The organism is Lentzea sp. NBRC 105346, from assembly GCF_030269605.1.
In the GTDB taxonomy this organism is placed as follows: Bacteria; Actinomycetota; Actinomycetes; order Mycobacteriales; family Pseudonocardiaceae; genus Lentzea.
This window is the reverse complement of record NZ_BSTQ01000024.1, coordinates 101002-126923: the sequence shown is the minus strand read 5'-3', so window position 1 is coordinate 126923 and position 25922 is coordinate 101002. Positions and strand designations below refer to the sequence as shown.

Sequence of the window (25922 nt, the reverse complement as noted above, 5' to 3'; positions counted from 1 at the left end):
TGCCGCATCCGAGACCCCAGGTCAAGCACGCTTTTCGCTTGACCTGGGGTCTCGGATGTGGCTGCCTCAGGTGCGATGCGACGGGAGGGGCACACCACCCCAACGCAACCCACTACGAAACCGGACCCAGGGAGGGCCCCTCTTTGAGCTGAGCCGGGGTCCGGGGCAGAGCCCCGCGCACGAAAGCCGCCGCGTCAACACAAACGCAACCCACCACGAAAGCCGCCGCGTCACCCCAAACCGGCACCCGACTACTCTGTACGCCCGTGAGCACTGCAAACGGCATCGGTCTAGCCACAGTCACCCCGGACGGCACAGTCCTGGACACCTGGTTCCCCGCCCCCGAGCTAGGCGGCGAAGCAACGGGAACGACCCGCCTCTCGAGCGCGGAAATCGCAGCCGCCCTAGGCGAGGCAGCCGCGAAACTCCTAGGCGAGGACCTGGAGCGAGGCGTAGAAGTCGTAGGCGTGCGCACGGGGATCGACCTGACCGAGCCCCCCAAGGACACCTACGACGTCTACCTCCGACTGCACCTGCTGTCCCACCGCCTGGTCAAGCCCCACGGCCAGAACCTGGACGGCATCTTCGGCCTGCTCACCAACGTCGTATGGACCAACCACGGCCCATGCGCAGTGGAGGGCTTCGAGCAGACCCGCCTGCGCCTGAGGACCCGCGGCCCGGTAACCGTCTACAGCGTGGACAAGTTCCCACGCATGGTCGACTACGTGATGCCGACGGGCGTGCGCATGGGCGACGCCGACCGCGTCCGCCTGGGCGCCCACCTGGCCCCCGGCACCACGGTCATGCACGAGGGCTTCGTCAACTTCAACGCGGGCACGCTGGGCACCGCCATGATCGAGGGCCGAGTCTCCGCAGGCGTAGTGATCGGCGACCACTCGGACGTCGGCGGTGGCGCGTCCGTCATGGGCACGCTGTCCGGCGGCGGCAAGGAGACCATCTCCGTCGGAGAGCGCTGCCTGCTGGGCGCCAACGCGGGCGCGGGCATTTCCCTGGGCGACGACTGCGTGATCGAGGCCGGCCTCTACGTAACGGCGGGCACGAAGGTGACGCTGCCGGACGGCACAGTCGTGAAGGCGGCAACGCTGTCCGGCCAGTCCAACCTGCTGTTCATCCGCGACTCGGTGACCGGCGCGGTCCTGGTGAAGGCGCGCAAGGGCGGCAGCGTTGTGCTCAACGCCGCCTTGCACAGCAACGACTAAGAGGCGATCCGCTCGGCGGCCGCGGCGACGCGCTCATCGGAAGCGGTGAGCGCGATCCGCACGTGCCGCGCACCGGACGGCCCGTAGAACGTCCCCGGCGCCACGAGAATCCCGCGATCCGCGAGCCAAGCGACGGTCTCCCAGGCGTCCTCACCGCGAGACGACCACAGGTACAGCCCGGCCTCGGAGTGCGACACGGTGAACCCGGCCGCCCGCAACGCGGGCAGCAGCACCGAACGCCGGGCCTCATACCGCGCCCGCTGTTCGGCGACGTGCGCGTCGTCGTTCAGCGCGGCCGTCATCGCGGCCTGCACCGGCCGCGGCATGATCATGCCCGCGTGCTTGCGCACTTCCAGCAGTTCCGAGACCAGCGCGGGATCACCGGTGATGAACCCAGCGCGGTACCCGGCCAGGGAAGACGATTTCGACAGCGAGTGCACCGCGAGCACGCCGGTGAAGTCACCGTCCACAACGGACGGATGCAGCGCGGACACGGGCGTGGATTCCCACGGCAGCGTCAGATAGCACTCGTCGGACGCGACGACAGCACCCACCGCACGCGCGGCGTCGACAGCCGAACGCATGGCGTCGGAGGAGAACACCCGGCCCGTCGGGTTGGACGGCGAGTTGAGCCACACCAGCGCGGTGCCGGGCGGCGGCGTCTCACCATCTTCAAGGCGCACAAAGGAAACGCCCGCGATCCGCGCGCCGACCTCGTAGGTCGGGTAGGCGACGGCGGGGATGGCGACGATGTCACCGGGGCCGAGGCCGAGCAGCGTGGGCAGCCACGCCACGAGCTCCTTCGACCCGATGGTGGGCAGCACGGCGGCGGGGTCCAACCCGGACACGCCGAAGCGGCGGGCCATCGCCGCGACGGCGGCCTCACGCAGCTCGGGAGTTCCGTGGGTGGTCGGGTAACCGGGCTGGTCCGCGACGGTGGCCAGGGCTTCCTGGATCACCGCCGGGACGGGATCGACCGGGGTTCCGACGGACAGGTCGACCACGCCACCGGGGTGCGTCCGCGCCTTGGCGGCGTGATCGGCCAGCGAGTCCCACGGGAAGTCCGGCAGAGCCGGACCCCGGCGCGAAGTGGTCAATGCCCCTCGGCCTGCGGCTCGAGCGCCTTGATGAACGACGGGTCGTTGCTGACCTTGCCGACCTTGGAGGCGCCACCGGGCGAGCCGAGCTCGTCGAAGAAGTCGACGTTCGCCTTGGTGTATTCCTTCCACTCGTCGGGGACGTCGTCCTCGTAGTAGATGGCCTCGACCGGGCACACCGGTTCACACGCGCCACAGTCCACGCACTCATCGGGGTGGATGTAGAGCATCCGGTCGCCTTCGTAGATGCAGTCGACGGGGCACTCTTCGATGCACGCCTTGTCGAGCACGTCCACGCACGGCTGGGCGATCACATAGGTCACTGCGCTCTCCTGCTTCTCTACTGGTCCACACCGCGCAAGCCGGAGAGTACGCGGCACAGTTGAGTATCACCCGGTCAGGCTTGCCTTAGCTGCCCAATGTGATTCTCGTCGTGCTCCAGGTCACACCATGCCGGTTACGTGCTGAGACAGGATGTCGACCATGGACGACATCGACCGGCTGGAGCACCTCTGCGCCCGCGCTTGGCCCGCGTTGGCCCAAGAACGACTGGGCGACTGGCTGATGCGCGCCGCCCAGGGCTTCACCGGCCGCGCCAACAGCACGCTGACCACTGGCGATCCCGGTCTTACCGTCCCAAACGCACTCGCCGCGACCGTGGAGTTCGCCGCCCGGAACGACATCGCTCCGACCGCGCACGTCGTGATCGGGTCACGGCACGAGCGCGCGATCGCGGCCGCCGGGTGGCGCGTGAACCTCGACCACCCCGGTGGAGCCGAATCCTTGGTGATGACCGGTCCGCTCGCGCCGTTCGCCGGGATTCCCGCGGAGAGTCGCGAAACTCCCGGATGGTGGGAACTCGCGGCGGCCAAGGAACCGACCGAGGCGCAGAAGCACGTGCTCGCGACGGGCGACGTCTGCTTCGCGAGCATCGAGGAGAACGGCGAGACCGTCGCCGCCGTGCGCGGGACGGTCGTCGAGCACCTGCTGCACGTGGCCCGGCTCAACGTCCGGCCCGAGCACCGCCGCCGGGGACTCGCCCGCGAGCTGATGGCGCGACTGGCCGGCTGGGGTGTCGAGAACGGCGCGACGACCTGCGTGCTGCAGGTCGCCGAGCACAACAAGGCCGCGATCGAGCTCTACACATCGCTCGGATGCGAAGAGCACCACCGGTACCGCTACTGGATCCCTGCTTGAGCATTACGGCCCATCACGGCCCCAACGGCCACCGCACCCGGTAGCGCGCCACCGGCGAACAACATCAGCGACCGCCAGTCGTCGAGCAGCATGTACTGCCCGCCACCGGGTTCGAAGAACAGCACGACGAACACGGTCAGCGCCCACACCGCGAGCGGCGCGGCGGCGACCCGCAGGCCGCGGCCGAGCGAGGCCGCCCACAGCACCAGCATCGGCGTCGTCACGATCGCCATCGCGATCGTGATCGGGAACTGCACGTCACCCCACCTGGGCAGCAGCGTGCCGTCGAACCGCAACGGCAGGAAGAAGACCTCCAGCACGGCGAGCACGAACGTCTCGACGCACAGGAGCAGCAGCAACAGCCGCCCGCTACCGCTCACCCAGGCCTCCGAACAAATCGGTGCCCGCGCCGTCGCCGGGTCCCTTCGCCAGCACGTAGTACTCGGCGTCCACGAGCGGCTGCGCGATGCCGTTGGACAGCGCGTACCCGCCGGGGAACACGCTGACCTGAGTCGAGTGCGCCTTCAAAGCGCGCTGCTTCGCGGACAGGTGCTCGGACACGTCGACGACCGTGGTGATCTCCTCGTCCGGCGTGACGGGAAGTTCGCCTGGTTCGGGCAGCCGGAACGGCAGGCCGTCCAAAGACAAGGCAGCCACCCCAGCCGAAGTCGCGTCGCGCGAAGTCACGGCGTAGAAGACGCGCTCGACCTCGGGGGCCTGCGGGCACGCGGCCATGGTGATCTCGTGCGCGCGGATGTGGTCGGGGTGCCCGTACCCGCCGAAGCTGTCGTAGGTAACGACGACCTGCGGCTTCACCTCGCGCAGGATCTCCAGCAACGCCGCGGCCTGCTCGTCCAAGGAACCCTGGACGAACGCTCGCGGGTGCGCGTTGGAGTCGACACCGACCATGCCCGAGTCGCGCCAGCGGCCGATGCCGCCGAGGAATCTGTGGTCGGTCACGCCGAGCGCGGCGCAGGCGGATCTCAGCTCCGCCACGCGATATCCGCCGAGCTGGTCGGCGGCGTCGGCGGCCAGGTTCTGCAGTGCGGGCGGGATGATCTCGCCCTCTTCGCCCAGGGTGCAGGTGACCACGGTGACGTGCACGCCGGCGGCGGCGTAGCGGGCGATGGTGCCGCCCGTCCACAGGCTCTCGTCGTCGGGGTGCGCGTGGACCAGGAGCAGCCGTGGTGGGGCAGTCAGCGTCACCGGAAAAGAGTAAGACCCGGCTAGCATGGTCCGGCCATGGCGGTGCGGTTCGGCATCCTCGGTGACCTCCTGGTCCGCGACGACCGCGGGCAGATCGTGCTGCCCGCCGGGAAGCTCCGGGTCGTGCTGGCAACATTGCTGATCAACAACGGTGCGGGTGTGAGCGCGGACGAGCTGGCCGACCGCATGGGCGGCACGACCGCGGCACTCCAGACGGCCGTCATGCGGCTGCGGCAGAAGCTCGGCCCGCACCGGAACGTGATCCGGACCTTGCCGAACGGTTACGTCATCGAGCTCGAACCGGACCAACTGGACCTCACGTGGTTCGACGCGCTCGTCGCCCAGGCCGCGGCGGCGGACGATCCGGCCGTCCGGTCGCGGCTGCTGACCGAGGCGCTGGGGCTCTGGCGCGGCCGGCCGTTGCGCGACGTCCCCTCCCCCGCGCTGCACCGCGACGTCGTCCCCGGTCTGCTCGAGCGGCGGCTCGCCGCGGTCGAACGCCGCGTCGAGGCCGACCTTCGGCTGGGCCGCCACGCCGAGTTGATCGGAGAACTACGGAACCTCGTCGCCGAGCACCCGCTGCGGGAACGGCTGACCGGCCAGCTGATGGTGGCGCTGCACCGGTCGAACCGGGCCGCCGAGGCGGAGCAGGCGTTCCAGGCGATCCGCGAACGGCTCGCCGACGAACTGGGCCTCGATCCGGGTCCCGACCTGCAGGCACTCCAGGACGAACTGCGCCGCCCGCGCACGGTGCCCGCGCAGCTGCCCGCGGACGTCGCCGGGTTCGTCGGCCGCGCCGCCGAGATCGCCCGGCTCGACGGGCTGAACGGCGTCGCAGCGATCTCCGGGCCGCCGGGCGCCGGCAAGACCGCGCTGGCCGTGCACGTCGCGCACCGCCTGCGCGACCGGTTCCCCGGCGGCCAGCTGCACGTGAACCTGCGCGGGTACTCGCCGCAGCCGCCGATGCAGCCGGCCGCCGCGATCACGCGGTTCCTGCGCTCGCTCGGCGTGGCGCCCGAGGACATTCCGGTCGGCGAACCGGAGCAGGTCGCGCTGTACCGGCGGCTGCTGGCCGAACGCCGGGTCCTGCTGCTGCTCGACAACGCCGCGTCGGCGGACCAGGTACGGCCGCTGCTGCCTGACGGAAACGGCTGCGCGGTGCTGCTGACGAGCCGTGACACGCTGCACGACCTGGACGCGCTGCCGGTGTCGGTCGGCCAGTTCAGCCGGACGGAGGCGCTGGGCCTGCTCGGCCAGTTCGTCGACGCCGGCCACGAGCGCGCCGCCGAGCTGGCCGACGCGTGCGCCCACCTGCCGCTGGCGATCCGGATCGCGGGCGCGCGCATCACCAACGGCGACATCGCGGGCTACCTCGACGAGCTGCACGCCGACAGCCGGTTGGCCGCGCTCGCGGTCGACGGCGACGAGGAGAACGCCGTGCAGGCGGCGTTCTCGCTGTCCTACCTCGCCCTGCCACCCGACGTGCGCCGGCTCTTCCGGCTGCTGGGACACGCCCCCGGAGTGGACTTCACCGCCGCGGCCGCGTCCGTGCTGGCGGGGGCCGAAGCCGGACCGGCGCTCGAACGGCTGACCACGGCGAACCTGCTGCAGCACGCCGACGGCCGGTTCACCTTCCACGACCTGCTGCGCGAGTTCGCGATGCAGCGATGCGCCGAGGAGGACCCCGACCGCGATGTCGCGGCCCGGCGGCTCGCGGAGTGGTACCTGGCGTCGGCCGACCACGCCGTCGACCTGATCAACACGGCCATGCACCGCACCAAGTGGCCCGAACCGCTCGGCCCCGGCCGCACCTTCACCGACACCGCGGACGCGAGGGCCTGGCTGTCCGCCGAACTGGGCAACCTCGTCGCCACGGTCACCGCCCGCCCGGCGAGCTCGATCAGCTGGCGTCTCGCCGACGCGCTGCGCGGGTTCCTGATGCCCGCCCGGCACCGCCGCGAGTGGGCCGAAGTCGCCCACGCGGGCCTCGAAGCCGCCGTCGCCGCGGGCGACGACCTCGCCATGGCCGTGATGTACAACAGCCTGGGCGCGCTCGCCTGGTCCGAGTCACGGCTGCGCGACGCGCTCGGCCACTTCACCGGCGCCAAAGCGCAGTTCGCGCGGCTCGGCCCGTCCGAAGGTCTCGCCGCGGTGCTGCACAACGCGGGCATCGCCCACATGCGACTGGGCGAAGCGGACTCCGGCATCGCGTACCTGACCGAGTCACTGGAAGTCTGCCGCGCGGTGGGCGGCCGGCTGCGCGAGGCGAACACGTTGTCCAGCCTCGGCATGGCGTGCGTCGACACCGGGCGGCTGGCCGAGGCGGAGCAGCACCTGCTCGCGGGTCTCGTGGTGAGTCGCGAGCTCGGCAACGAGCAGACCGAGGCGACGTGCCTCGGCAACCTCTGCCACGCGCACCGGGCGCAGGGAAAGCTGGAGTCCGCGCGCGAGTTCATCGACGCCGCGGCCCACATCCACGAGCGCATCACGTCCTCGTCGCGCGGCGAGTACGTGGTCCTCGACGAACGGTCGGCGATCGAGGCGGCGCACGGCCGGCTCGACGAGGCGCTGGCCCTCGGCGAACGCGGGCGCGCGCTGGCCAAGTCCCGCGACGATCGCGGCTTCGAGGCCAGGTTTCTGAACCGGGTCGGCGTCGCGCGCAACCGGCTCGGCGACCCGAAGGCGGCTGTCGCACTGCACACCGAGGCACTGGTCGTCTTCACCGAGGCCGGCGAGCTCCCGGCCGTCATCGAGTCCCTGCTGTGCCGCGCCGAGGCCCACCACGCGCTGGGCGACGACCGGTCGGCGTTGCGCGACGCCGACGAGGCCGCCGCCATGATCGAACGCACGGGCCTGCGGCTGTACGCGGCCGAAGTCCATGCCCTGCAAGCAAAAGGTCGTGAGTGGTTTCCGTCGTCATAGCAACGGAAACCACTCACGACCTCTGCCTGGGCGTGAACCCTTAGACGACCGACTTCTCCTCGGCGAAGTGGCACGCCGACATGGTGCCCTCGGCCGAACCGCGGAACTCCAGCCTGGGCTCCTCGGTCGCGCAGATGTCCTGCGCCTTCCAGCACCGCGTGCGGAACCGGCAGCCCGACGGCGGGTTCACCGGCGACGGCACGTCACCGGTGAGCACGATCCGCTGCCGCTGCCGCTCGGCCTTGGGGTCCGGCATCGGCACGGCCGACAGCAGCGCCTGCGTGTACGGGTGCATCGGGCGGTTGTAGATCGCCTCGCGGTCACCCATCTCGATGATCTTGCCGAGGTACATGACCGCGACCCGGTCCGAGATGTGCCGGACGACCGACAGGTCGTGCGCCACGAACAGGTACGCCAGGCCCAGCCGCTCCTGCAGTTCCTCCAGCAGGTTCACCACACCGGCCTGCACGGACACGTCCAGCGCGGACACCGGCTCGTCCAGCACGAGGAACTTCGGGTTCAACGCCAGTGCGCGGGCGATGCCGATGCGCTGGCGCTGACCGCCGGAGAACTCGTGCGGGTAGCGGTTGCGGTGCTCCGGGTTGAGGCCGACGAGCTCCATCAGCTCGTTGACCCGGCGCTGGACGGCCTTGTCGCCGCCCTTGTGGTCGTGGATGCGCAGCGGCTCCGCGATGATGTCGTTGACCTGCCACTTCGGGTTCAGCGAAGCGTACGGGTCCTGGAAGACGATCTGGATGTCCTTGCGCAACGGCCGCAGCTGCTTGTTGCTCATCGACGTGAGCTCGCGGCCCTCGAACTTCACCGACCCCGAGGTCGGCTTGTGCAGCTGCAGGATCGCGCGCCCGGTCGTGGACTTGCCGCAACCGGACTCGCCGACCAGGCCGAGCGTCTCACCGGCGTTCAGCGTGAACGACACGCCGGAGACGGCCTGCACCTCGCCGACCGCGCGGGGGATGATCCCCTTGCCGCGCACGGGGAAGGACTTGACGAGGTCCGTGACCTCCAGCAAAGGCGTGGTCACGAGAGATCTCCTTCAACTCGCACGACGTCCGCGACCACCGAGACCTCGTCGGGGTTGGCCACGACGAGCGAGGCCGGGTTCTCGACGACGCCGATCTCGTCGGTGATGAACAGCTTCTGCGGGTTCTGCAGCGACGCGAGGTGCTCCCAGCGGTGGCACCGCGTCAGGTGGTTCGGCAGACCCGCCTCACCCAGCACCGGCTCCGACTCGTGGCAGACGTCGGCCGCGAGCGGGCAGCGGGGCGTGAACGAGCAGCCCGACGGCAGGTTGACCAGCGAGGGCGGGGCGCCCTTGATCGGCGTGAGGCGCTTGCCCAGCGTGGACGGGTTCGGCACCGAACCGAGCAGGCCGACCGTGTACGGCATGCGCGGGGTCTCGAAGACCTCGTCGACCGGGCCGGACTCGACGACCGTGCCGCCGTACATGACCTGCACGCGGTTGACCATGCCGGCGACGACGCCGAGGTCGTGCGTGATCATCACGATGGCCGCGTCGGTCTCCTGCTGGATGCGCAGCATCGTGTCGAGGATCTGCGCCTGCACGGTGACGTCGAGCGCGGTGGTCGGCTCGTCGGCGATGATCACGCTCGGGTCGTTGATGATCGCCATGGCGATCACCACGCGCTGGCGCATACCGCCGGAGAACTCGTGCGGGAACTGCGCCGCACGCTTGTCCGGCTGCGGGATGCCGACCAGTTCCAGTGCCTCGACGGCCTTCGCCCACGCCGCCTTCTTCGACACGTCGTGGTGCGCCCGGTAGGCCTCCGCGAGCTGCCAGCCCACGGTGTAAACCGGGTTGAGCGACGTCATCGGATCCTGGAAGATCATCGAGATGTGCTTGGAGCGGAACGGCTGCATCTGCTTGTAGCTGCGGCCGACGAGCTCGTTGCCCCGGTACTTGATCGAGCCGTCGATCCGGGCGGAGCCGGGCAGCAGGCCCATGATCGCCATCGAGGAGACCGACTTGCCCGATCCCGACTCACCGACGATGCCGAGGACGTCGCCGGGGTTGAGCTCGAACGAGACGTTGCGCACCGCGCGCACGTCGCCGTCGTCGGTCGGGAACGTGACCGAGAGGCCTTCGACCGACAGCAGCGGGGTGGTGGAGTCGGAGGGCAGGAAGTCCTCCGTCAGTTCGGACACCTGGGACATCAAGCACGCACCTTCGTCTGCCGGGGGTCGAACGCGTCGCGGAGACCGTCACCGATGAAGTTCACGGCGAGGGAGATGGCCACGAGCACCACGAACGGGCCCCAGAACAGCCAGGGCCGGGTGATGAACTGCCCGTAGTTCTCCTGAACGATCACGCCGAGCGACGTGTCGGGCGGCTGGACACCGAGACCGAGGAACGACAACGCGGCCTCGGTCAGCACCGCGGCGGCGACCGCGAGGGTCGCGTTGACCGTGATGCTGCCGATCATGTTCGGAACGAGGTGCTTGAAGATGATCCGTGGCGTCGTCGCGCCCGCGGCCCGCGCGGCCTCGATGAACTCGCGCTGGGACAGCGAGAGCGTCTCACCGCGGGTGATGCGGGCGATGGACATCCACGCGAAGCCCGCGAGGACCAGCGCCACCACGTACCAGCTGCCCGAGAAGCCCTTCACGACGATGGCCGCGACGGCGATCTGCGGGACGATCAGCATCAGGTCGACGAGGCGCATCAGCGCGTTGTCGACGAACCCGCGCAGGTAGCCCGCGAGCGCGCCGAACGCGACACCGATGACGGTCGCCAGCGCGGCGACGACGAACGCGATCTGCAGCGAGTAGCCGGTGCCGCGCATGAGCAGCGCCAGCATGTCCTTGCCGACCTGCGTGGTGCCCAGCGGGTGCGTCCCGTTCGGCGCCTGGTAGGCCTTGCTGGAGACGTCCTCGAAGTCGTAGCTCCACACCAGCGGGCCGATGAACGCGAAGAGGAGCAGCAGGACGAGGACGCCGAAGCTGACCATCGCCATGCGGTGCCGCAGGAAGCGGCGCAGCACCAGCTGGCCCTGAGTCCTGGTGACGGTGGCGTCGAACTCGTGTGCGCCAGAAGAGTCCACGGACGGCGACGGCGCTGTCGTGGCCGTGGTCAGGTTGACGTTAGCCAAGGCGGATCCTCGGGTCGAGGATGCCGTACACGATGTCGGCAACCAGGTTGAACAGGACGACCAGGGTGGCGGTCACGGCGAGCCAGCCCATCAGCATCGCCGGGTCGAAGTTGCGGACCGAGCTGATCAGCAACGTGCCCATCCCGGACCACCCGAACACCGTCTCGGTGATGATCGCGCCGGAGAACACCGCGCCGAAGTTCAGCGAGAACAGCGTCGCGACCGGGATGAGGGCGTTGCGGAACGCGTGCTTGAAGATCACACGGCTCTGCGAGATGCCCTTGGCCCGCGCGGTGCGCACGTAGTCCGAGTGCATGACCTCGAGCATCGAGGCGCGCTCGAACCGGCTGTACGCCGCGAAGCTGATCAGCATGAGGCTGAGCGTCGGCAGCAGGAACGTTCCGGTGTACTTGAAGATCGCCTCGCCGAAGCTGCCGGAGAAGCCGCCTTGTCGTGGACCGGCGGTGGTCAGCCAGCGTTCCAGCCCGACGGACTGCAGCACGTTGTTGAACTGGATTCCGTAGTTCTTGACGATGACCGCGACACAGAAGATCGGCATCGAGAACATCAGGAACGCGGTGCTGGTCGCGACGTAGTCGAAGATCGAGTACTGGCGGACCGCGGCGAGCACGCCCACCGCGACACCGAGGGACAGGGCGAGGATCTCCGAACCGACCACGAGGCGTCCGGTGGTCCACAGCGCGTCGAGGACGGCGGGCTGCACGGCCTGGCGAGCCTGGCCGAGCGCGACGCTCTGGCCCCAGTCGCCCTGCAGGAAGTTCGTCAGCCAGTCCCAGTAACGCACGATCACCGGCCGGTTGAGGCCGAGCTCGTTGGCCACCTGCTGGACCTGCGCCTCGGTGACGCCGGGGCGGGCGCGCATGTCCGCCAGCGGGTTGCCCGCCGACGCGACCAGCACGTAGCAGAGGAAGCTACCGAGCAGAAGGATCGGTATCGATATGAGAATTCGGCGAAGTATGTAGCGAATCACGATCTAGCTCCTTGACGGCACCCGGCGGCCTGGGGGTGAGACCGGGCACGGGAACCCTCCTGCGCGGACTGTACGCGCGGTGTGAAGTCGGGGGGAACCCAGGCGAACGGGGCCGGACTTGTGGTCCGACCCCGCCGCCCGGAGTAGTGCGTTAACCGAACGAGATCACTTCTGCTGCCACTCGTTGGCGAAGGCCGCCACACCGTAGTAGCTCTGGAAGTACACCCGGTCGAGGCCCTTGAAGGCCCACATGTTCGGCATCTGGAACAGCGGGAGCGAGCCGTACGTGTCGGCCAGCGCCTTGTCCGCTTCCTGGTAGTACTTCGTCGCGTCGGCGATCGAGGTCTGCGAGACGCCCTTCGTGAAGTTCTCGTCGAAGCCCTTCGAGGACAGGCCCTGCCAGTTCTGGCCGCCACCCGTCTGGTAGATGGACTTCTTGGAGCTCTTGAACGGCGAACCGGACCACGCGAACAGCGCGACGTGGTAGTCGCCGTTGCTCACGCGCTCGTCCAGGAAGTTCGGGTCGGTGTCATCGATGACCTCGATGCCGGCCTCCTTGCACTGACCCTGGATGAGCTCGACCGTCTGCTTGCGGCGCGGGATGTCGGTGTGGCTGATCTTGAAGGACGCCTTCACGCCGTCCTTCGCGAAGACACCGTCGGCACCCTGCGTCCACCCGGCACCGGAGAGGATCTTCTTGGCCTCTTCGGCGCTGCCCTTGCTCTTGTCGGCGTAGACGTCCTTGTAGCCCTCTTCACCTGGGAAGAAGATCAGCGAGCCGAGCGGCTTGACGTCGCTCTGGATCTCGGAGATCAGCTTGTCCGCGATGTCCTGACGCTTCACGCACTGGAAGAAGGCCTTGCGGACCTCTTCCTTGGACAGAGCCGGGTGCTTGAAGTTCAGGTCGAGGTGCTCGAAGGACAGACCCGGAGCGGCACCGAAGGTGATGCCCTGGGCCGACAGGCCCTTCAGGCGGGTGGCGGCGTTGACGTCCGGCTGGGTCAGGCCGTTGACCTGGACCTCACCGTTCTCCAGCGCCTGCGCCTGCGCGACCGGGTCCGGAACGGCCTTCATGAAGATCTTCTTCGGGCCACCGGGCTTGCCGGCCCAGTTCGGGTTGCGCTCGAGCGTCACCGACTGGTTCGCGACGAACTCGGTCATGACGTACTGACCCGAGCCCGGCTGCAGAGCCTTGTCGAAGCCGTTCCACTTGGTGTTCCAGAAGTCCGCGACCTTGGTCAGCGTGGCCGCGTCGGTGGTCGGGGTCAGCTTGGTGATGTCCTCGACACCGGCCTGCTTCTCGACGATGTGCGCGGGAAGCACGTCGGCGCTGAACAGGTCCTGGTAGTCCGGGTACTTCTCAGAGAACTTGCCGACGAACGTCTGGTTGTCCTTGCAGGACCCGTCGATCAGCTCGTAGCCCGTGGTGCCCGCCGCCAGGAAGTAGGGCGAACCGTCACCCTTCTTGGCCTTGCCCGACTGGGTGAACCACTGCATGTAGAAGTCGTCGCAGTCCCAGGCTTCGCCGTCGGACCACTTCACACCCGGCTTGATCTTCCAGGTGACTTCCTGCGGGTCCTTGCTGGTGACCTCGACGGACTCCATGACGTCCTTGTTCAGGATCACCTTGTTGTTGCCGTCGAGCTTCCACGCGCCGGTCTGGATCAGCGTGAGCGCGTAGGTGTTGTACGAGCTGTTGCCGTCGGCCGTGGCGTTGTTGTACGTGGTGAACGGCTTGTCCAGCGAGAGCTGGATGAGATCGCTCTCCTTGGTCTCGGGTGAGGTGTAGCCGTCACCCGACTCGCCGCGCGGCACCGCCATCTCGGCGATCGACTGGTCGCCGCTGCTGGCGTTGCCGCCACCGCCACCGCCGCTACATGCGCCAAGCACGAGTACCGCGCCAGACAGCAACGCGATCGCCGGCAGTGCTTTGGTTCTACTCATCGACACGTGCCCTCCTAGCACTGGGCGAAGTGGCTGTTGACGCTCGACTTCACCCGTAACCCGTGATGTGTCTTACGCGCCCCGAACCGACACACCGTTGCAGCACCGTAAGAACCGGCGACGGGGCGGGTCACTGTCCCACGCGTGATCGTGACCAAAGGGTGACACGCTGGTAGCAGCAAGCAACTCCCCGATTACCGGCCGGGAGCGTTCGTTAACCGGACGCCGGAAATACTGTCAACAAGTCGGGCGTGCCGCATCTCGAAGTATTTGTCAGGGACATTTACGTCAGCTGTCGAGCCTGCGCCATTCGGGTGCACCCGAGAGGACGCCCGCCAGTGGTGCGCCCGCGTCAACGCCCGAGACCGTCGGCATGACCGCGAGCAGGTCCGCGACCTGGAACAACGGCAGCGCCACCGCCTGGTCCCACAGTTGGGGCTCGAGCGCGGCGAGCGCGTCCGCGAGCAATGTCTTGCCGGTGAGGACGGAGTCGATGGACGGCTGGATTACCTGATCACAGAATCCGGCGGAATTCACGGGACCGGGGGTCCCACCATCGGGCGGCGCGGTTACACAGCCGAATGTGCTGGCCAGCGCCGAGGCGGAATCACCGGCATCGACACGCGGAAGAACCGCTATATCGACCGGTGTGTCGGTTGGATTCGCGACCAGAAGGCGGCTGTGAAGTTCTTCGGCGTTGGGCGTGATGAGCTTCGCGTCAATTCCTGCCGACTTGAGTTGCCGCACCACCTGAGTCGCAACCGTTACATAAGGCTCGGCGCCTTCGCGTGCGGCGACCTGGATCTGCAACGGTTTGCCCGCTTTGCCCCAGGTGCCCGCCGGACTGCGGGTGTAGCCGGCCTCGGTGAGCAGCTGCTCGGTCTTCGCCCGGTCGAACGTCGGGCCGGGGATGGTCGCCCGGTACTCCGGCTTGCTCGGCGGGATCACCAGTGAGTCGGCCCTGAGCTGGGCGGACGGCCCGTTGTTGGTGCCGGACGCGATGAGCGCGTCGCGGTCCAGCGCCGCCAGCAGCGCCTTGCGCACGCCCGGCGTGGCCAGCTGCGGGCTGCCGGGCCGGAACAGGACCTGCACGACCTCGTTGCGCGGCACCGGTGTCGTGACCACCTTCGGCACGCCGGCCAGCAGGTTCACCGCGATGGCGTCCGCCCGCAGGAGCGCGGCCTGGTTGTCGCCGTCCTTGAGGGAGTCGGCCATGGCCCCGTGGCTGGCCCGCCGCAGGGTGAGCCGGTCGAGCGTCGTCGGCGTGTCCCAGTACCGGTCGCTGCGCTCGAGGACGACCTCGCCGCGCGGCTCGTCGAGCGACCGCACCGCGAACGGCCCGGCCGTGGCCGGGAACCCGGTGGCCAGCACGTTGCTCCAGTTGCCGGGCGCGTCCTTGAGCAGGTGCGCGGGCAGCAGGTTGCCGAACAGGCTGCGCCAGCCCGGATAGGGCTTCGAGAAGACGACCTCGACGATCTTGCCGCCCTCACGGCTCTGGATGTTCGAGATCAGCCGGTACCCGGCCGGGTCCACCACGCCGGGCTCGCTGCGCATCCGCTGCCAGAGATAGACGAAGTCCTCGGCGGCGATCGGCGCGCTGTCGCTCCAGCTGGCGTCCTTGCGGATCTCGTACGTGACGGTGAACGGCTCGGCCTTGGTGACCTGCGCGCTGAGCATCAACGTCCGGTCGAGCCGCGGCGTGCCGTCCTCGGCGGTGCGGAACGTGCTCGGCAGCAGCAGCGAGGACAGCGCCGTGGTGATGGCGCTCTGACCGCCCAGGACGTGCGGGTTGTAGCCGCCCTTGACGTCGTCGACTCCGAGCACGATCTCCTTGATCTTCGGCCCGGTCGTCGTGGGGATCGGCGGAGCCTCACTGGCCGGCACGAGCGGCGGCGGGGGCGCGTTCGTGCACGCGGCAAGCCCGAACACGGCCGCCGCGAGAACTCCCCCAAGTCGCCTCATGGGTTCGAGCCTGCCAGACAACTGTGAACGAGATGCCGTTAGGGGCACCCTTGCGACGTCTGGCGTCGCAAGGGTGCCCCTAACGGCAATCCCTACTTTCAGCCCCGCTGCTTCAGGCGCGAGCGCTCGCGGCCGCGGAGGTTCGCGTCCAGCGTGACCTTGCGGACGCGCACGACGTCCGGCGCCACCTCGACGCACTCGTCGAAGGCGCAGAACTCGAGCGCCTCCTCCAGCGACAGCTTGCGCGGCCGCGCCAGCGTCTCCATCACGTCGGCCGTGGACGACCGCATGTTGGTGAGCTTCTTCTCGCGGGTCACGTTGACGTCGAGGTCCTCGGCACGCGGGTTCTCGCCCACGACCATGCCCTCGTAGGTGTCGGCGCCCGGCTCCACGAAGAACGTGCCGCGGTCCGCGAGCTGGATCATCGCGTAGGCGGTGATCGAACCCGCGCGGTCCGCGACGAGCGAGCCGTTGTGGCGGGTGCGGATCTCGCCGGCCCACGGGCCGTAGCCCTCGGACACGGCGTTGGCGATGCCGGTGCCGCGGGTCTCGGTGAGGAACTCGGTGCGGAAGCCGATCAGGCCGCGCGACGGCACGACGTAGTCGAGCTTGATGCGCCCGGTGCCGTGGCCCTCCATGTTCTCCATGCGGCCCTTGCGGTTCGCCAGCAGCTGCGTGACGGCGCCGAGGTGCTCCTCCGGGCAGTCCACGGAGAGGCGCTCGAACGGCTCGTGCACCTTGCCGTCGACGGTGCGGGTGACGACCTGCGGCTTGCCCACGGTCAGCTCGAAGCCCTCGCGGCGCATCTGCTCGACCAGGATGGCCAGCGCCAGCTCACCGCGGCCCTGCACCTCCCAGGTGTCCGGGCGCTCGGTCGGCAGCACGCGCACGGACACGTTGCCGACGAGCTCCGAGTCGAGGCGGGACTTGAGCATGCGGGCGGTCAGCTTGGTGCCGCCGTTGCGGCCGGCCATCGGCGAGGTGTTCACACCGATGGTCATCGAGATCGCCGGCTCGTCGACGGTGATCCGCGGCAGTGCCCGCGGGTTCTCCACGTCGGCCAGCGTGTCGCCGATGGTGATGTCCGGGATGCCCGCGATGGCGACCAGGTCACCGGCGCGCGCCTCCTCGGCCGGGATGCGCTCCAGGGCCTCGGTGATCAGCAGCTCGGTGATGCGGACCTTCTGCGGCTCGCCGTCGGCACGGCACCACGACACGGTCTCGCCCTTGCGCAACCGGCCCGCGTGGATGCGGCACAGCGCGATGCGGCCGAGGAACGTCGAGGCGTCCAGGTTCGTGACCAGCGCCTGCAGCGGCGCGTCGATCTCGACCCGCGGGGCCGGGATGTAGTCGAGCAGCACCTGGAACAGCGAGTCCAGGTTCTCCTCGTCCGGCAGGCCGCCGTCCTCGGGCTGGTTCAGCGAGGAGCGGCCGGCCCGCGCGGAGGCGTAGATGACCGGCAGGTCCAGCACGGACTCGTCCGCGCCGACCTCGGCGGCCAGCTCCAGCAGCAGGTCGTGGGCCTCGTCGACGACCTCGGCGATGCGGGCGTCGGGGCGGTCGACCTTGTTCACCACGAGGATGACCGGCAGTCCGGCGGCCAGCGTCTTGCGCAGCACGAACCGGGTCTGCGGCAGCGGGCCCTCGGAGGCGTCCACGAGCAGCACGACGCCGTCCACCATGGACAGCGCGCGCTCGACCTCGCCGCCGAAGTCCGCGTGACCCGGCGTGTCGACGACGTTGATGATCACGTCACCGTCGGGTGTGTGTCGCCTCACAGCGGTGTTCTTGGCGAGGATCGTGATGCCTTTTTCGCGCTCCAGCTCGCCGGAGTCCATGACCCGGTCGACGAGTTCGGCACGCGCGGAGAAGGCGCCGGACTGACGCAGCATGGCGTCGACCAGCGTCGTCTTGCCGTGGTCGACGTGGGCGACGATGGCGACGTTGCGCAGGTCAGTGCGCGTCTCAGTGGCGGACGCGGTGGCCGTGGGCACGCAGAACTCCTAGAGCTTGTAGGCGAGGGAGGGGCATGCGCCGGACACGATGATGCGCACCGCCGAGTACCAGAGTACCGGCAGCGTCGCAAATACCACACAGTACTGCCCCGTGAGGTGAGCCTCACCTACCCTAGCGTCATCCGTCTGAGTGGAGCGTTGGTGGGCAAGAAGTTGAAGAAGAAGTGCTGCCGGTCGAAGCCTCGCTGCAAGGGCTGCCCGGTCGTCGCACTGCTGAAGGAGCGGGACAAGCGCAGGAAGAAGGCCGAGAAGAAGGCGGCCAAGGCCGCGAAGAAGAAGGCCGCCGCCTAAGCGAACTGCTCGGCCTGCACCTTGTACATGGCCGCGTACCGGCCGCCGGCCGCCATCAGCTCGTCATGGGTGCCGGACTCGGTGACCACGCCCGCGTCCAGCACGTAGATCCGGTCCGCACACCGCACCGACGCCATCCGGTGGGTGACGAGGATGACGGACTTACCGGCCTTCGCGAGCTTCGCCACCCGGTCGAACACCTCGATCTCCGTCACCGGATCCAGCGCGGCGGTCGGCTCGTCGAAGATCAGCACCGAGGCGTCCCGGAACCAGGCCCGCGCGAGCCCGATCCGCTGCCACTGACCGCCCGAGAGGTTCGTCCCGCCGAGGAACTCACGGGCGAGCAGCGTGTCCCACCCGTGCGGCAACCGGGCGACGATCCGGTCGGCACCGCCGGCCCGTGCCGCATCCTCGAGCAGCTCGGCGGTCGCCTCCCGGTCGGTGCGGCCGATGCCGACGTTGACGCGCGCGGCGAACGGCCAGTTCATGAAGTTCTGCGACACCAGGGCGACCTGGTCGAACACGTCGTCGCGGTTCAACCCGGCGAGGTCGGCGCCGTCCCAGGTGATCGCGCCCGACTCCGGCAGGTACAGCCCGGCGAGCAGTTTCGCCATCGTGGTCTTGCCCGAGCCGTTCTCGCCGACGAGCGCGATGATCTCGCCGCGCCGCACGCTGACGGTCGCGCCGTCGACCGCGGGCCGCGGCGCTCCGGGATAGCGGAAGTGGACGTCCGTCGCGGTGATCACCGACGGCGGGCCGGGCACCGGCCGGCCGTCGACGCGCATGCGGTGCCGGTCGGCCTCGGCCAGGGCGTTCTCCCAGTCGAGTACGAAAAGCCCCTTCTCGTAGACGACGTTGACCTGGCTCACCAGCATCGTGAGCCGGGTCAGCCCGAGGCTGATCGCGAGCAGCGCGGCGCCGGTCGTGGCGAGCGGGACGTCGCCGCGCAGCAGGAGCAGCACGAGCACGCCGTACACGACCGCGACGGTCAGGCCGGAGATCGCACCCGCGACCAGGTTCGCCCGCGACTCCGCCCACGCCAGCCGCTGGTTCTCCGCCTCCGCCCGCGCCGACAGCCGCGCGTGGTGACCGAGCAGGAAGTCGCCCACCTTGTGGGTGCGCAACTCCTCGGCCGCCTGCGGGAACACGGTCAGCGAACCCAGCAGGTCGACCTGGCGCACCAGCTCGGTGTGTTTTCGCGCCGAGACGAACCGGGCGCGGGCGGACCGCACGGTCGCCCAGCCCTTCGGCACCACGGCCAGCACCAGCAACGGCACCAGCCACGGACTCAGCACGGCCAGCGCGCCCGCCGCGGCGAGCAACCCGAGCACCGCGCCGATCACGCCGACCACCGAGTCGATCACCTTGGCCGTGGCCTCGGCGCCCCGGTAGCCGGACGCCATCAGGTCGTGGAACCGCGAGTCCTCGGCCGCGGCCAGCTCGACGCGGACGGCGCAGTGCATGAGCCGGGTGTCCGCGGCGCGCTGCACCTTGGGCGCCAGCGCGGTCCGGGCCGCGTTGCCGACCGCCGTCAACACGCTGACCAACGCGGTCGCGGTGCCCAGCCAGGCGAGCGCGGGCAACGCGCCGAGCACGCGTTCCGGAGTCGGGCCGCCGGCGAGCAACGGTTCGAGCACGCGGTTCGTCGCGAGGAGGCCCGTGAGGGTGAGCGGCGCGACGGCGATCTGGATGGCCAGCACCGCGGTCAACGCCCACCGGTCGGCGGCCCAGGCGAGCCGCAGCACGACCGCGACGAGCCTCGGCAGCCGCCGGGCCATCGCCAGGAAACCAAGTCCTGCCTCGGCTTTCGGCGCGTCGCCGTCGAACCTGATCCCCGCACCGAACAACGGATCCACGACTCTCCCTTTCACCCGAGCAGGAACAGCCGGCTCCACCACGGCCGTTCACCCAGGTCGAGCGCGTGCAGCGCGAGCGCGATCCCCGCGGCTCCGCTGAGCAGGCCGGGGTTGTCGACCTCGGCGCCGCTGTTCTCTACGTCGCGGAACCCCATCGGACTGTCCGGGTCGTACCGGTCGAGCAGCGCGGCCGAGAGGTCCCGCACAGCCACGTCGAACTCGGCGCGGCCGGTGTCCCAAGCGAAGTGCCGCAGCACGAGTAGCGTTCCCGCGAGTCCGTGGCACAGTCCCGGCGAAGGCAGCTCAGCCGGGTCGGCACCGGCGACCTCCAGTGCCATCCGCACCGCCTCGGCGAGCACCTCCTGGTCGTCCAAGGCCTTGCCCGCCAACCACAATGCGCGCGCGACACCGGCGGTGCCGTAGCACCACTTCGGACCGACCATCGGACCGGGTTCGAGCTCCATCGACACGATCTGTGGCCAGAAACCCTTTTGCGGCAACGACTTCCCCAGCCGCAACAACCACCGCGAACCCCATGCCACGGCGTCGCGCAGCTCCGGCGTCGCGAGATCGGGCGTGCTCAGCGCCAGCGACGCGAACGCCAGCAGTCCCGGAATACCGTGCGCGACACCGGTGTCGACCGCTCTGCGCTCGTCCACCACCATCCACGCTCGCGGCCCTTCGTCGTCCTCGGACAGCAGCCGGCCGACAGCGCGCACCACCCCGGCCAGCGCGTCGCCGGTCTCCGCGGTGCGGTGGGCGAGCAGCCCGGCTCCCCAGCCGGTGATCCCGCCGATCAGGTCGTACGCGGAGGCCACGCCTCCGGCAACGGTTCCGGCGTCACCGGTCGCGACGAATCGGTCCAGTTTGGACAGAAGACCGGTGTACCTCGCGCCGTCCTTGCTGAGGGCCCACGCCGCGGCACGCACGCCGTGCACACCGTCGAACAACCCGAGCGGACTGCCCGCGGCGATCCCGCCCACCGCGCCGGCCAGCAACCGATGTCCGGCCACGTCGTGCCCGAGGACGCCGAGGAGCAGCGCGACACCGCTGTCGCCGAACGCGAGCGACATCGGTCGCCACACGTTGACTTCCGGATGCGACGTCTGTGCCATCGCCAGTGCCACGGCGTCGCCCAGCCGTTGCTCGTCCGCGAGCCGTGCGGCGACATCGTCGACCACCGCGCACGCCTGATGAACCACTGTCGTCTCGCCCCCCAGCGACGGAACCGTCCAACGTGTACCACGATCGCACGAGCCGCGTTGTGACTCAGGTCACCGCGTGCGATTTCGCCGGCCGTGTGTCATTCTGCGTCGGCACTCGGTTCTGGGGGGAACTTTTCGGATGCCTGGCCAAGGCCTGTTCACCGTTGCGCGGCTGGCGCTGTTGCGCGCCGCCACGATGCCGTCCGCCACGGCCGAGGACACCTGGACCGACCTCGATCTCTCCGACTCCGCCGCGGTCCGCGAGTACGTGTCGCGGCTGGTCGCGGACCCGGTCGTGCGCGAGGCGGTCGCGGTGTCCAGCGCATCGCTCGCCCACGGCATCGACGCCCTGGAGGCGGGCGCGGAGCCGGGGCAGGCCAGGCTCCGCCGCCTCGCGACAGCGCTCACCCGCTACCGGCTCCGGATGGCGTCCCGGCCCACCCCGTACGGCCTGCTCGCCGGCGTCGCCGTGGCCGACACGTCGGGCACCGAGGCCAAGACGCGGCTGGGGCGCGACCACCGCCGATCGGTGCGCGCCGACCACGGCTGGCTGACCGCCGTGCTGCGCCGGTGGGAACAGGACCCGGCCGTACTGCCGCACCTCTCGCTCGTCGCGAACGACCTGGCGTTCCTCCGCGGCGACCGGCTCGTGCTGCCGTTCGCACCGCAGGATGCCGAAGGCGCCGAGGAACGACCGGACGAGCTGTCCGTCCGGCACACCCCGGTGGTCGCCGAGGTGCTGGCGAGAGCGTCGCGACCGATCCGCTTCCCGGACCTGGTCGACGGCGTGTGCTCGACTTTCGCCGGTGCGCCGCGCGACCGCGTCGAGGGGCTCGTGCGCGGTCTCGTCGCACAGCGGATCCTGCTCACCGACCTGCGTCCCCCGGCGCACGCGCCGGACCCGGTGCGCCACGTGCTCGACCTGCTGGGGAACACCGGCCTGCCGGACGTCGCCGAGCTGCGCGACGCTCACCGGCTGGCGGCGGAGTACGCCCGTCAGCCGCTCGGCCACGGTCTGCCCGCGTGGCGGGCCGCGACCACCGCGATGAAGCGCCTGCACCCGGACGGAGAACAGCTCCACGTCGATCTCGTGCTGGACGCGGACGTCCGGCTACCACGCGCGGTCGCGGAGGAGGCCGAAAGTGCGGCGTCCGTCCTCTGGCGACTGACGCCGGAAGTGTCCCGGCACCACCACCTCGACGAGTTCCTGCGCGACTTCGTGGAGCGCTACGGCCTCGGCAGGCTGGTGCCGGTCAAGGAGCTGCTCGACCCGCAGCGCGGACTCGGTGCTCCCGCGGGCTACCGGGTCCCGGTCTCGACGCGCACGCCCGGTCCCCCGCCCGAGCAGAACGACGACCGGCTGTTCGCACTGGCGCACCGGGCGGCGTGGTCACGGCAGCGGGAAATCGTTCTCGACGAGGACCTGATCGCGCACCTGGCGCCGGAACGACCGGCCGCTCCGCACGAGTCGCTCGACTTCTCCGCCACCGTCGTGGCGTCGTCGGCGGAAGCGTTGCGGGCGGGCGACTTCCGGCTCGTCACGCCGATCATCGGTGGGGGGTCGGGAGGCGCCGTGACCGGCCGGTTCGCGTACCTCTTCGACGACCTCACCGAGCAGCTCGCCGAAATCGCCGACGGCGACGTCCAGCTGACGTTCGAGACCGGCTCGACCCGGCTGGCGAACGTGGCGCAGGTGCCGTCGGTCGCCGAACGCCGCATCGGTGCCGGCGTGTTCACCGACCGCGGCGCACCGGGCGTGCTGGGGCTCGACGACCTGGCGGTCGCGGCCACGCCGGACGGGCTGCACCTGTACTCGCTCTCGCTCGGCCACGAGATCAGGCCCAGCACGTTCCACATGGTCAACATCCGCACGCTGGCGCCGAACGTCGCCCGGCTGCTGTTCGAGCTGCCGCGCGGGTTCCGCACGATCTGGAACCCGTGGGTGTGGGGCGCGGCCCGGCGGCTGCCGTTCCTGCCGCGGATCCGTCACGGCCGCACGGTGCTGTCGCCCGCCCGCTGGCGTCCCGATCTGTCCACTTCGGACTCGAACTGGACGGAGCGCTTCCGGGCGTGGCGCGAGGAATGGGACGTGCCCTCGATCGTGCAGGCGACGTTCGCCGACCAGCGGATCGAGCTGAACCTGGACTACGACCTGCACCTGCACCTGCTGCGCGACGAGCTGCGCCGCGAGCCGGACACGGTGCTGGTCGAGCCACCGGGCGACACCGGCTGGCTGGACGGTCACCGCAACGAGGTCGTCTTCACGCTGCTGCCGACCGCCGAGCCCGAGCGTCCCCGCACGCTGCCGCGGGCTCCGATGCGCACGGCCGACCACGCGCACCTGCCGGGCGGCGACTGGCTGTACGCCAAGGTGTACGCCGCGGAGAACCGGCACGACCAGCTGATCACCCAGGCCTTGCCGGAACTGCTGCGCGCCCTGCCGGACGAGGTCGACCGGTGGTTCTTCCTGCGCTACCGCGATCCGGACCCGCACCTGCGGCTGCGGTTCCACGGCGACCCCGCCCGGCTCCTGCCCGCGCTGCACGACTGGGCCGCCGGCCTGCGCCGCCGCGGCGAGTGCGGCGCCCTGCTGCTGGACACCTACGACCCGGAACTCGAGCGCTACGGCGGGCCCGAGCTCATCGAGGCCGCCGAACGCTTCTTCCACGCGGACAGCGCGGCGGCGATCACGCGCGCCAAGACCACGTCTCCCGAACTGACCGCGGCGGCGAACTACCTCGACCTGCTCCGCTCGTTCGGCGCCGAGGACTGGATGACGTGGCTGGTCACGTCGTTCCCGAAGGACTCGCACCACCAGGCGTTCCAGCGGCATCGCGCCGCGGCGGTCCGGCTGCTCGACCAAGAGTCCACAATGGACGAATCCTGGCGGGACGCGGTGGCCGAGTACGGCGAGCTGTTCCGCCGCACCGAGTCGTGGACGCCGCGCGACGTGGCGCTGTCCGGCCTGATGCACATGCACTTCAACCGGCACGTCGGCATCAACCGGCCGCTCGAACTGGACTCGCTCGCCATCGCCGCGGGCGCCGTGCGAGCGCACCTGGACCGGCAACGGGCGGCGAGCCGATGACCGAGCCGACTCCGCTGACCGACCCGCGCACCCGTGCCACCGAGGTGGCCACCGACATCGCCACCAGGCTCGCCGACCCGGCCGCGGTCGTGGACCACGCGCGCTCGTGGCAGCCCGCATCGCTGGGCGAGGGCCACGCGGGCATCGCGCTGCTGTTCGCGGAGCTGGCGGCCGACGACCCCGGCGCACGCCGGGCCGCGCACGCGCACATCACCGCGGCCGCGCCAGGTGTGTCCAACCAGCACCCCAGCCTGTTCACCGGAGCGCCCGCGCTGGCGTTTGCGGCGGACCGCGCTCGCCGAGGTCCCGGTGACTACGACCGCCTGCTGACCAGGCTCGACGAGCTGGTCGCCGACCGCGCACGCACGTTGATCAATGCCGAGAACGAACGAATGGCCGCGGGCAGGCCGCTCACCGAGACGTCCTCGTACGACCTGATCAACGGCCTGGTCGGCCTCGGGGTTCACCTGCTGAACCGCGACAGCCCGGTGGTGCGCGACGTCCTCACCTGCCTCGTCGCCATGACGGAACCGGTGCGGGTACAGGGCGTCGAGGTGCCCGGCTGGTGGGTCGACGCCCCGCCGGCGCCGGGACTGCCGACCGGCCACTTCAACCTCGGCCTCGCGCACGGCGTGACGGGCCTGCTGCCGCTGCTGGTCCGCGCGCGAGGCACCGTGCCGGGGCTCGACGAAGCCATCGAACGGGTCAGGACGTGGCTGGCGGGCCTGCGACTGGACGGCGAGCACGGTACGTGCTGGCCGAGCCACGTGACGTGGCCGGACGAGGCCGGACCGGTGCCGCACGAGATCAACGCCTGGTGCTACGGCACCGCCGGTGTCGCACACGCCCTGCAGCTCAGCAGCGACCCCGCCGGCACGGACCTGGCGGTCGGCGCGATGCGATCCGCTCTGGCAGCGCCCCGAGAGGCTTGGGGCCTGGTGGACTCGTCGCTGTGCCACGGCCTGGCCGGGCTGCTGACCGTCACCCAGACGATGGTCGAGAACGGCGCCACGGCGTTGCAGGACGACCTCGACGCGCTGGCCGTGCTGCTGCTCGACGCGTTCGAGCCGGAGTCGCCGTTCGGCTATCGCTACACCTACCGGGCCGATCCGCAGGACCGCGCCGGGTTCCTGGAGGGCGTCGCCGGGATCGCGCTGGCGCTGCTCCGCTACGCCAGGGGGTCGACCGCGACCTCGTGGCCCACATGCCTGCTGCTCTGACAGCAGAACTCAACACAACTGGAGGAGAAGGACAATGACCACCGCCACCATCACCGAGGACCTGTTCGACCTGGACCTCGACATCGTTCCGGCCACGCCGGCCGAGACCGTCAAGGCCCTGAACACCGAGGCCTCGAGCTGCCCCAGCCTGGGCCAGACCGGCCGTCCGTGCCAGTGCTTCTAGGCTGATGATCTCGGGCGCGGGCGTTCTCGCCCGCGCTCGGGTCAGCCGGTCAGCACGGCTTCGTTCAGCACCGCCACCTCGGCCGCGGTCCTGGTGGCCTCGAACTCGACCACTTGGCACTTGACCAGCTTCTGCTGGATCCACGGGTCGGTCGCCATCAGGGCGTCCAGCTTCCCGCGCGGCATGGGGCGGGTCAGGATCACGCCGCCGGTGCGCGGCTTCTGCCTGCCGGAGACGATGAAGTATCCCGCCTCGTACTGCTTCTCGAGCCACGCGCGGTGGTCGGGCAGGACGTAGTCGATCTGTTCCAGTGGCGCGTCGTAATGCAGCAGCACGATGAACATGGACCAACGGTAGTCCTAGAATGGTGATCGTGCGCACTCTCATCACCTTCTG

The 25922-nt window shown here is 69.9% G+C and carries 21 protein-coding genes; 7 read left to right on the top strand and 14 right to left on the bottom strand.

Annotated features, from left to right (window positions below; translation table 11 throughout):
- Positions 1-266: 266 nt before the first annotated feature.
- Complete coding sequence (dapD, locus tag QSK35_RS38800) at positions 267-1220, top strand: 2,3,4,5-tetrahydropyridine-2,6-dicarboxylate N-succinyltransferase (RefSeq protein ID WP_285752897.1); 954 nt, start codon at positions 267-269, stop codon at positions 1218-1220.
- Here dapD and dapC read toward each other — a convergent pair.
- Both dapC and fdxA read right to left on the bottom strand, forming a co-directional pair.
- Positions 1217-2317: a succinyldiaminopimelate transaminase gene (gene dapC, locus QSK35_RS38795; protein WP_285752895.1), complete on the bottom strand. Its 1101-nt coding sequence runs from the start codon at positions 2315-2317 to the stop codon at positions 1217-1219. The genes dapD and dapC overlap by 4 nt on opposite strands.
- Positions 2314-2640, bottom strand: a complete 327-nt coding sequence (gene fdxA, locus QSK35_RS38790) for a ferredoxin (RefSeq protein ID WP_285752893.1) — start codon at positions 2638-2640, stop codon at positions 2314-2316. The genes dapC and fdxA overlap by 4 nt, the downstream gene beginning before the upstream one ends.
- Before the next feature lie 160 nt (positions 2641-2800).
- Between fdxA and QSK35_RS38785 the strand changes: the two genes are divergently transcribed.
- On the top strand, positions 2801-3514 hold the full coding sequence (locus QSK35_RS38785) for a GNAT family N-acetyltransferase (RefSeq protein ID WP_285752891.1): 714 nt from the start codon (positions 2801-2803) through the stop codon (positions 3512-3514).
- Here the strand turns inward: QSK35_RS38785 and QSK35_RS38780 are convergent.
- Both QSK35_RS38780 and mshB read right to left on the bottom strand, forming a co-directional pair.
- Entirely contained in the window at positions 3496-3894 is a 399-nt protein-coding gene (locus QSK35_RS38780) for a hypothetical protein (RefSeq protein WP_285752889.1), read from the bottom strand. The two genes, QSK35_RS38785 and QSK35_RS38780, sit on opposite strands and share 19 nt — an antisense overlap.
- On the bottom strand, positions 3884-4720 hold the full coding sequence (gene mshB, locus QSK35_RS38775) for an N-acetyl-1-D-myo-inositol-2-amino-2-deoxy-alpha-D-glucopyranoside deacetylase (RefSeq protein WP_285752887.1): 837 nt from the start codon (positions 4718-4720) through the stop codon (positions 3884-3886). Before mshB ends, QSK35_RS38780 begins: the two co-directional genes overlap by 11 nt.
- 36 nt (positions 4721-4756) lie before the next feature.
- Between mshB and QSK35_RS38770 the strand changes: the two genes are divergently transcribed.
- Positions 4757-7642, top strand: coding sequence for an AfsR/SARP family transcriptional regulator (locus QSK35_RS38770; protein ID WP_285752885.1), 2886 nt, complete (start codon positions 4757-4759; stop codon positions 7640-7642).
- Positions 7643-7682: 40 nt separating this feature from the next.
- Here the strand turns inward: QSK35_RS38770 and QSK35_RS38765 are convergent, their stop codons facing one another.
- The 7 genes from QSK35_RS38765 to typA form a co-directional block, all read right to left on the bottom strand.
- On the bottom strand, positions 7683-8684 hold the full coding sequence (locus tag QSK35_RS38765) for an ABC transporter ATP-binding protein (RefSeq protein ID WP_285752883.1): 1002 nt from the start codon (positions 8682-8684) through the stop codon (positions 7683-7685).
- Entirely contained in the window at positions 8681-9835 is a 1155-nt protein-coding gene (locus QSK35_RS38760) for an ABC transporter ATP-binding protein (protein ID WP_285752881.1), read from the bottom strand. The genes QSK35_RS38765 and QSK35_RS38760 overlap by 4 nt, the downstream gene beginning before the upstream one ends.
- On the bottom strand, positions 9835-10722 hold the full coding sequence (locus tag QSK35_RS38755; protein WP_285752900.1) for an ABC transporter permease: 888 nt from the start codon (positions 10720-10722) through the stop codon (positions 9835-9837). The genes QSK35_RS38760 and QSK35_RS38755 overlap by 1 nt, the downstream gene beginning before the upstream one ends.
- A gap of 40 nt (positions 10723-10762) precedes the next feature.
- Positions 10763-11761 (bottom strand): ABC transporter permease, encoded by a 999-nt coding sequence (locus QSK35_RS38750; RefSeq protein WP_285752879.1) that lies wholly within the window; start codon positions 11759-11761, stop codon positions 10763-10765.
- A gap of 165 nt (positions 11762-11926) precedes the next feature.
- A complete protein-coding gene (locus tag QSK35_RS38745; RefSeq protein ID WP_285752877.1) occupies positions 11927-13705 on the bottom strand; it encodes an ABC transporter family substrate-binding protein in 1779 nt (592 codons plus the stop codon).
- A 288-nt stretch (positions 13706-13993) separates the two neighbouring features.
- Positions 13994-15667: an ABC transporter family substrate-binding protein gene (locus QSK35_RS38740; RefSeq protein ID WP_285752875.1), complete on the bottom strand. Its 1674-nt coding sequence runs from the start codon at positions 15665-15667 to the stop codon at positions 13994-13996.
- 98 nt (positions 15668-15765) lie between these two features.
- Positions 15766-17661: a translational GTPase TypA gene (gene typA, locus QSK35_RS38735; RefSeq protein WP_285752872.1), complete on the bottom strand. Its 1896-nt coding sequence runs from the start codon at positions 17659-17661 to the stop codon at positions 15766-15768.
- 162 nt (positions 17662-17823) lie between these two features.
- Here typA and QSK35_RS38730 point away from each other — a divergent pair, with 162 nt between their 5' ends.
- Complete coding sequence (locus QSK35_RS38730) at positions 17824-17973, top strand: hypothetical protein (RefSeq protein WP_285752871.1); 150 nt, start codon at positions 17824-17826, stop codon at positions 17971-17973.
- Here QSK35_RS38730 and QSK35_RS38725 read toward each other — a convergent pair.
- Both QSK35_RS38725 and QSK35_RS38720 read right to left on the bottom strand, forming a co-directional pair.
- A complete protein-coding gene (locus QSK35_RS38725; RefSeq protein ID WP_285752869.1) occupies positions 17970-19829 on the bottom strand; it encodes an ABC transporter ATP-binding protein in 1860 nt (619 codons plus the stop codon). The two genes, QSK35_RS38730 and QSK35_RS38725, sit on opposite strands and share 4 nt — an antisense overlap.
- Before the next feature lie 11 nt (positions 19830-19840).
- Positions 19841-21010 carry a lanthionine synthetase C family protein gene (locus tag QSK35_RS38720; RefSeq protein WP_285752868.1) on the bottom strand — a complete coding sequence of 390 codons (1170 nt, stop codon included), beginning with the start codon at positions 21008-21010 and terminating at the stop codon, positions 19841-19843.
- Positions 21011-21173: 163 nt separating this feature from the next.
- On the opposite strand from QSK35_RS38720, the gene QSK35_RS38715 reads away from it, so the two are divergent.
- The 3 genes from QSK35_RS38715 to QSK35_RS38705 are packed head-to-tail and all read left to right on the top strand — an operon-like array spanning position 21174 to position 25526.
- Positions 21174-24122, top strand: a complete 2949-nt coding sequence (locus QSK35_RS38715) for a lantibiotic dehydratase (RefSeq protein WP_285752867.1) — start codon at positions 21174-21176, stop codon at positions 24120-24122.
- Positions 24119-25342 (top strand): lanthionine synthetase C family protein, encoded by a 1224-nt coding sequence (locus tag QSK35_RS38710; protein ID WP_285752866.1) that lies wholly within the window; start codon positions 24119-24121, stop codon positions 25340-25342. Before QSK35_RS38715 ends, QSK35_RS38710 begins: the two co-directional genes overlap by 4 nt.
- A gap of 34 nt (positions 25343-25376) precedes the next feature.
- Positions 25377-25526 (top strand): hypothetical protein, encoded by a 150-nt coding sequence (locus tag QSK35_RS38705; protein WP_285752865.1) that lies wholly within the window; start codon positions 25377-25379, stop codon positions 25524-25526.
- 41 nt (positions 25527-25567) lie between these two features.
- On the opposite strand, the gene QSK35_RS38700 is transcribed toward QSK35_RS38705, so the two are convergent.
- Positions 25568-25870: a YciI family protein gene (locus tag QSK35_RS38700; protein WP_285752864.1), complete on the bottom strand. Its 303-nt coding sequence runs from the start codon at positions 25868-25870 to the stop codon at positions 25568-25570.
- Positions 25871-25922 lie beyond the last annotated feature (52 nt).

Coding starts and splice junctions, on each gene's coding strand:
- QSK35_RS38785 (WP_285752891.1), top strand. CDS start 2,801: ATGGACGACATCGACCGGCTGGAGCACCTCTGCGCCCGCGCTTGGCCC.
- QSK35_RS38770 (WP_285752885.1), top strand. CDS start 4,757: ATGGCGGTGCGGTTCGGCATCCTCGGTGACCTCCTGGTCCGCGACGAC.
- QSK35_RS38760 (WP_285752881.1), bottom strand. CDS start 9,835: ATGTCCCAGGTGTCCGAACTGACGGAGGACTTCCTGCCCTCCGACTCC.
- QSK35_RS38745 (WP_285752877.1), bottom strand. CDS start 13,705: ATGAGTAGAACCAAAGCACTGCCGGCGATCGCGTTGCTGTCTGGCGCG.
- QSK35_RS38740 (WP_285752875.1), bottom strand. CDS start 15,667: ATGAGGCGACTTGGGGGAGTTCTCGCGGCGGCCGTGTTCGGGCTTGCC.
- QSK35_RS38715 (WP_285752867.1), top strand. CDS start 21,174: ATGCCTGGCCAAGGCCTGTTCACCGTTGCGCGGCTGGCGCTGTTGCGC.
- QSK35_RS38710 (WP_285752866.1), top strand. CDS start 24,119: ATGACCGAGCCGACTCCGCTGACCGACCCGCGCACCCGTGCCACCGAG.
- QSK35_RS38705 (WP_285752865.1), top strand. CDS start 25,377: ATGACCACCGCCACCATCACCGAGGACCTGTTCGACCTGGACCTCGAC.
- QSK35_RS38700 (WP_285752864.1), bottom strand. CDS start 25,870: ATGTTCATCGTGCTGCTGCATTACGACGCGCCACTGGAACAGATCGAC.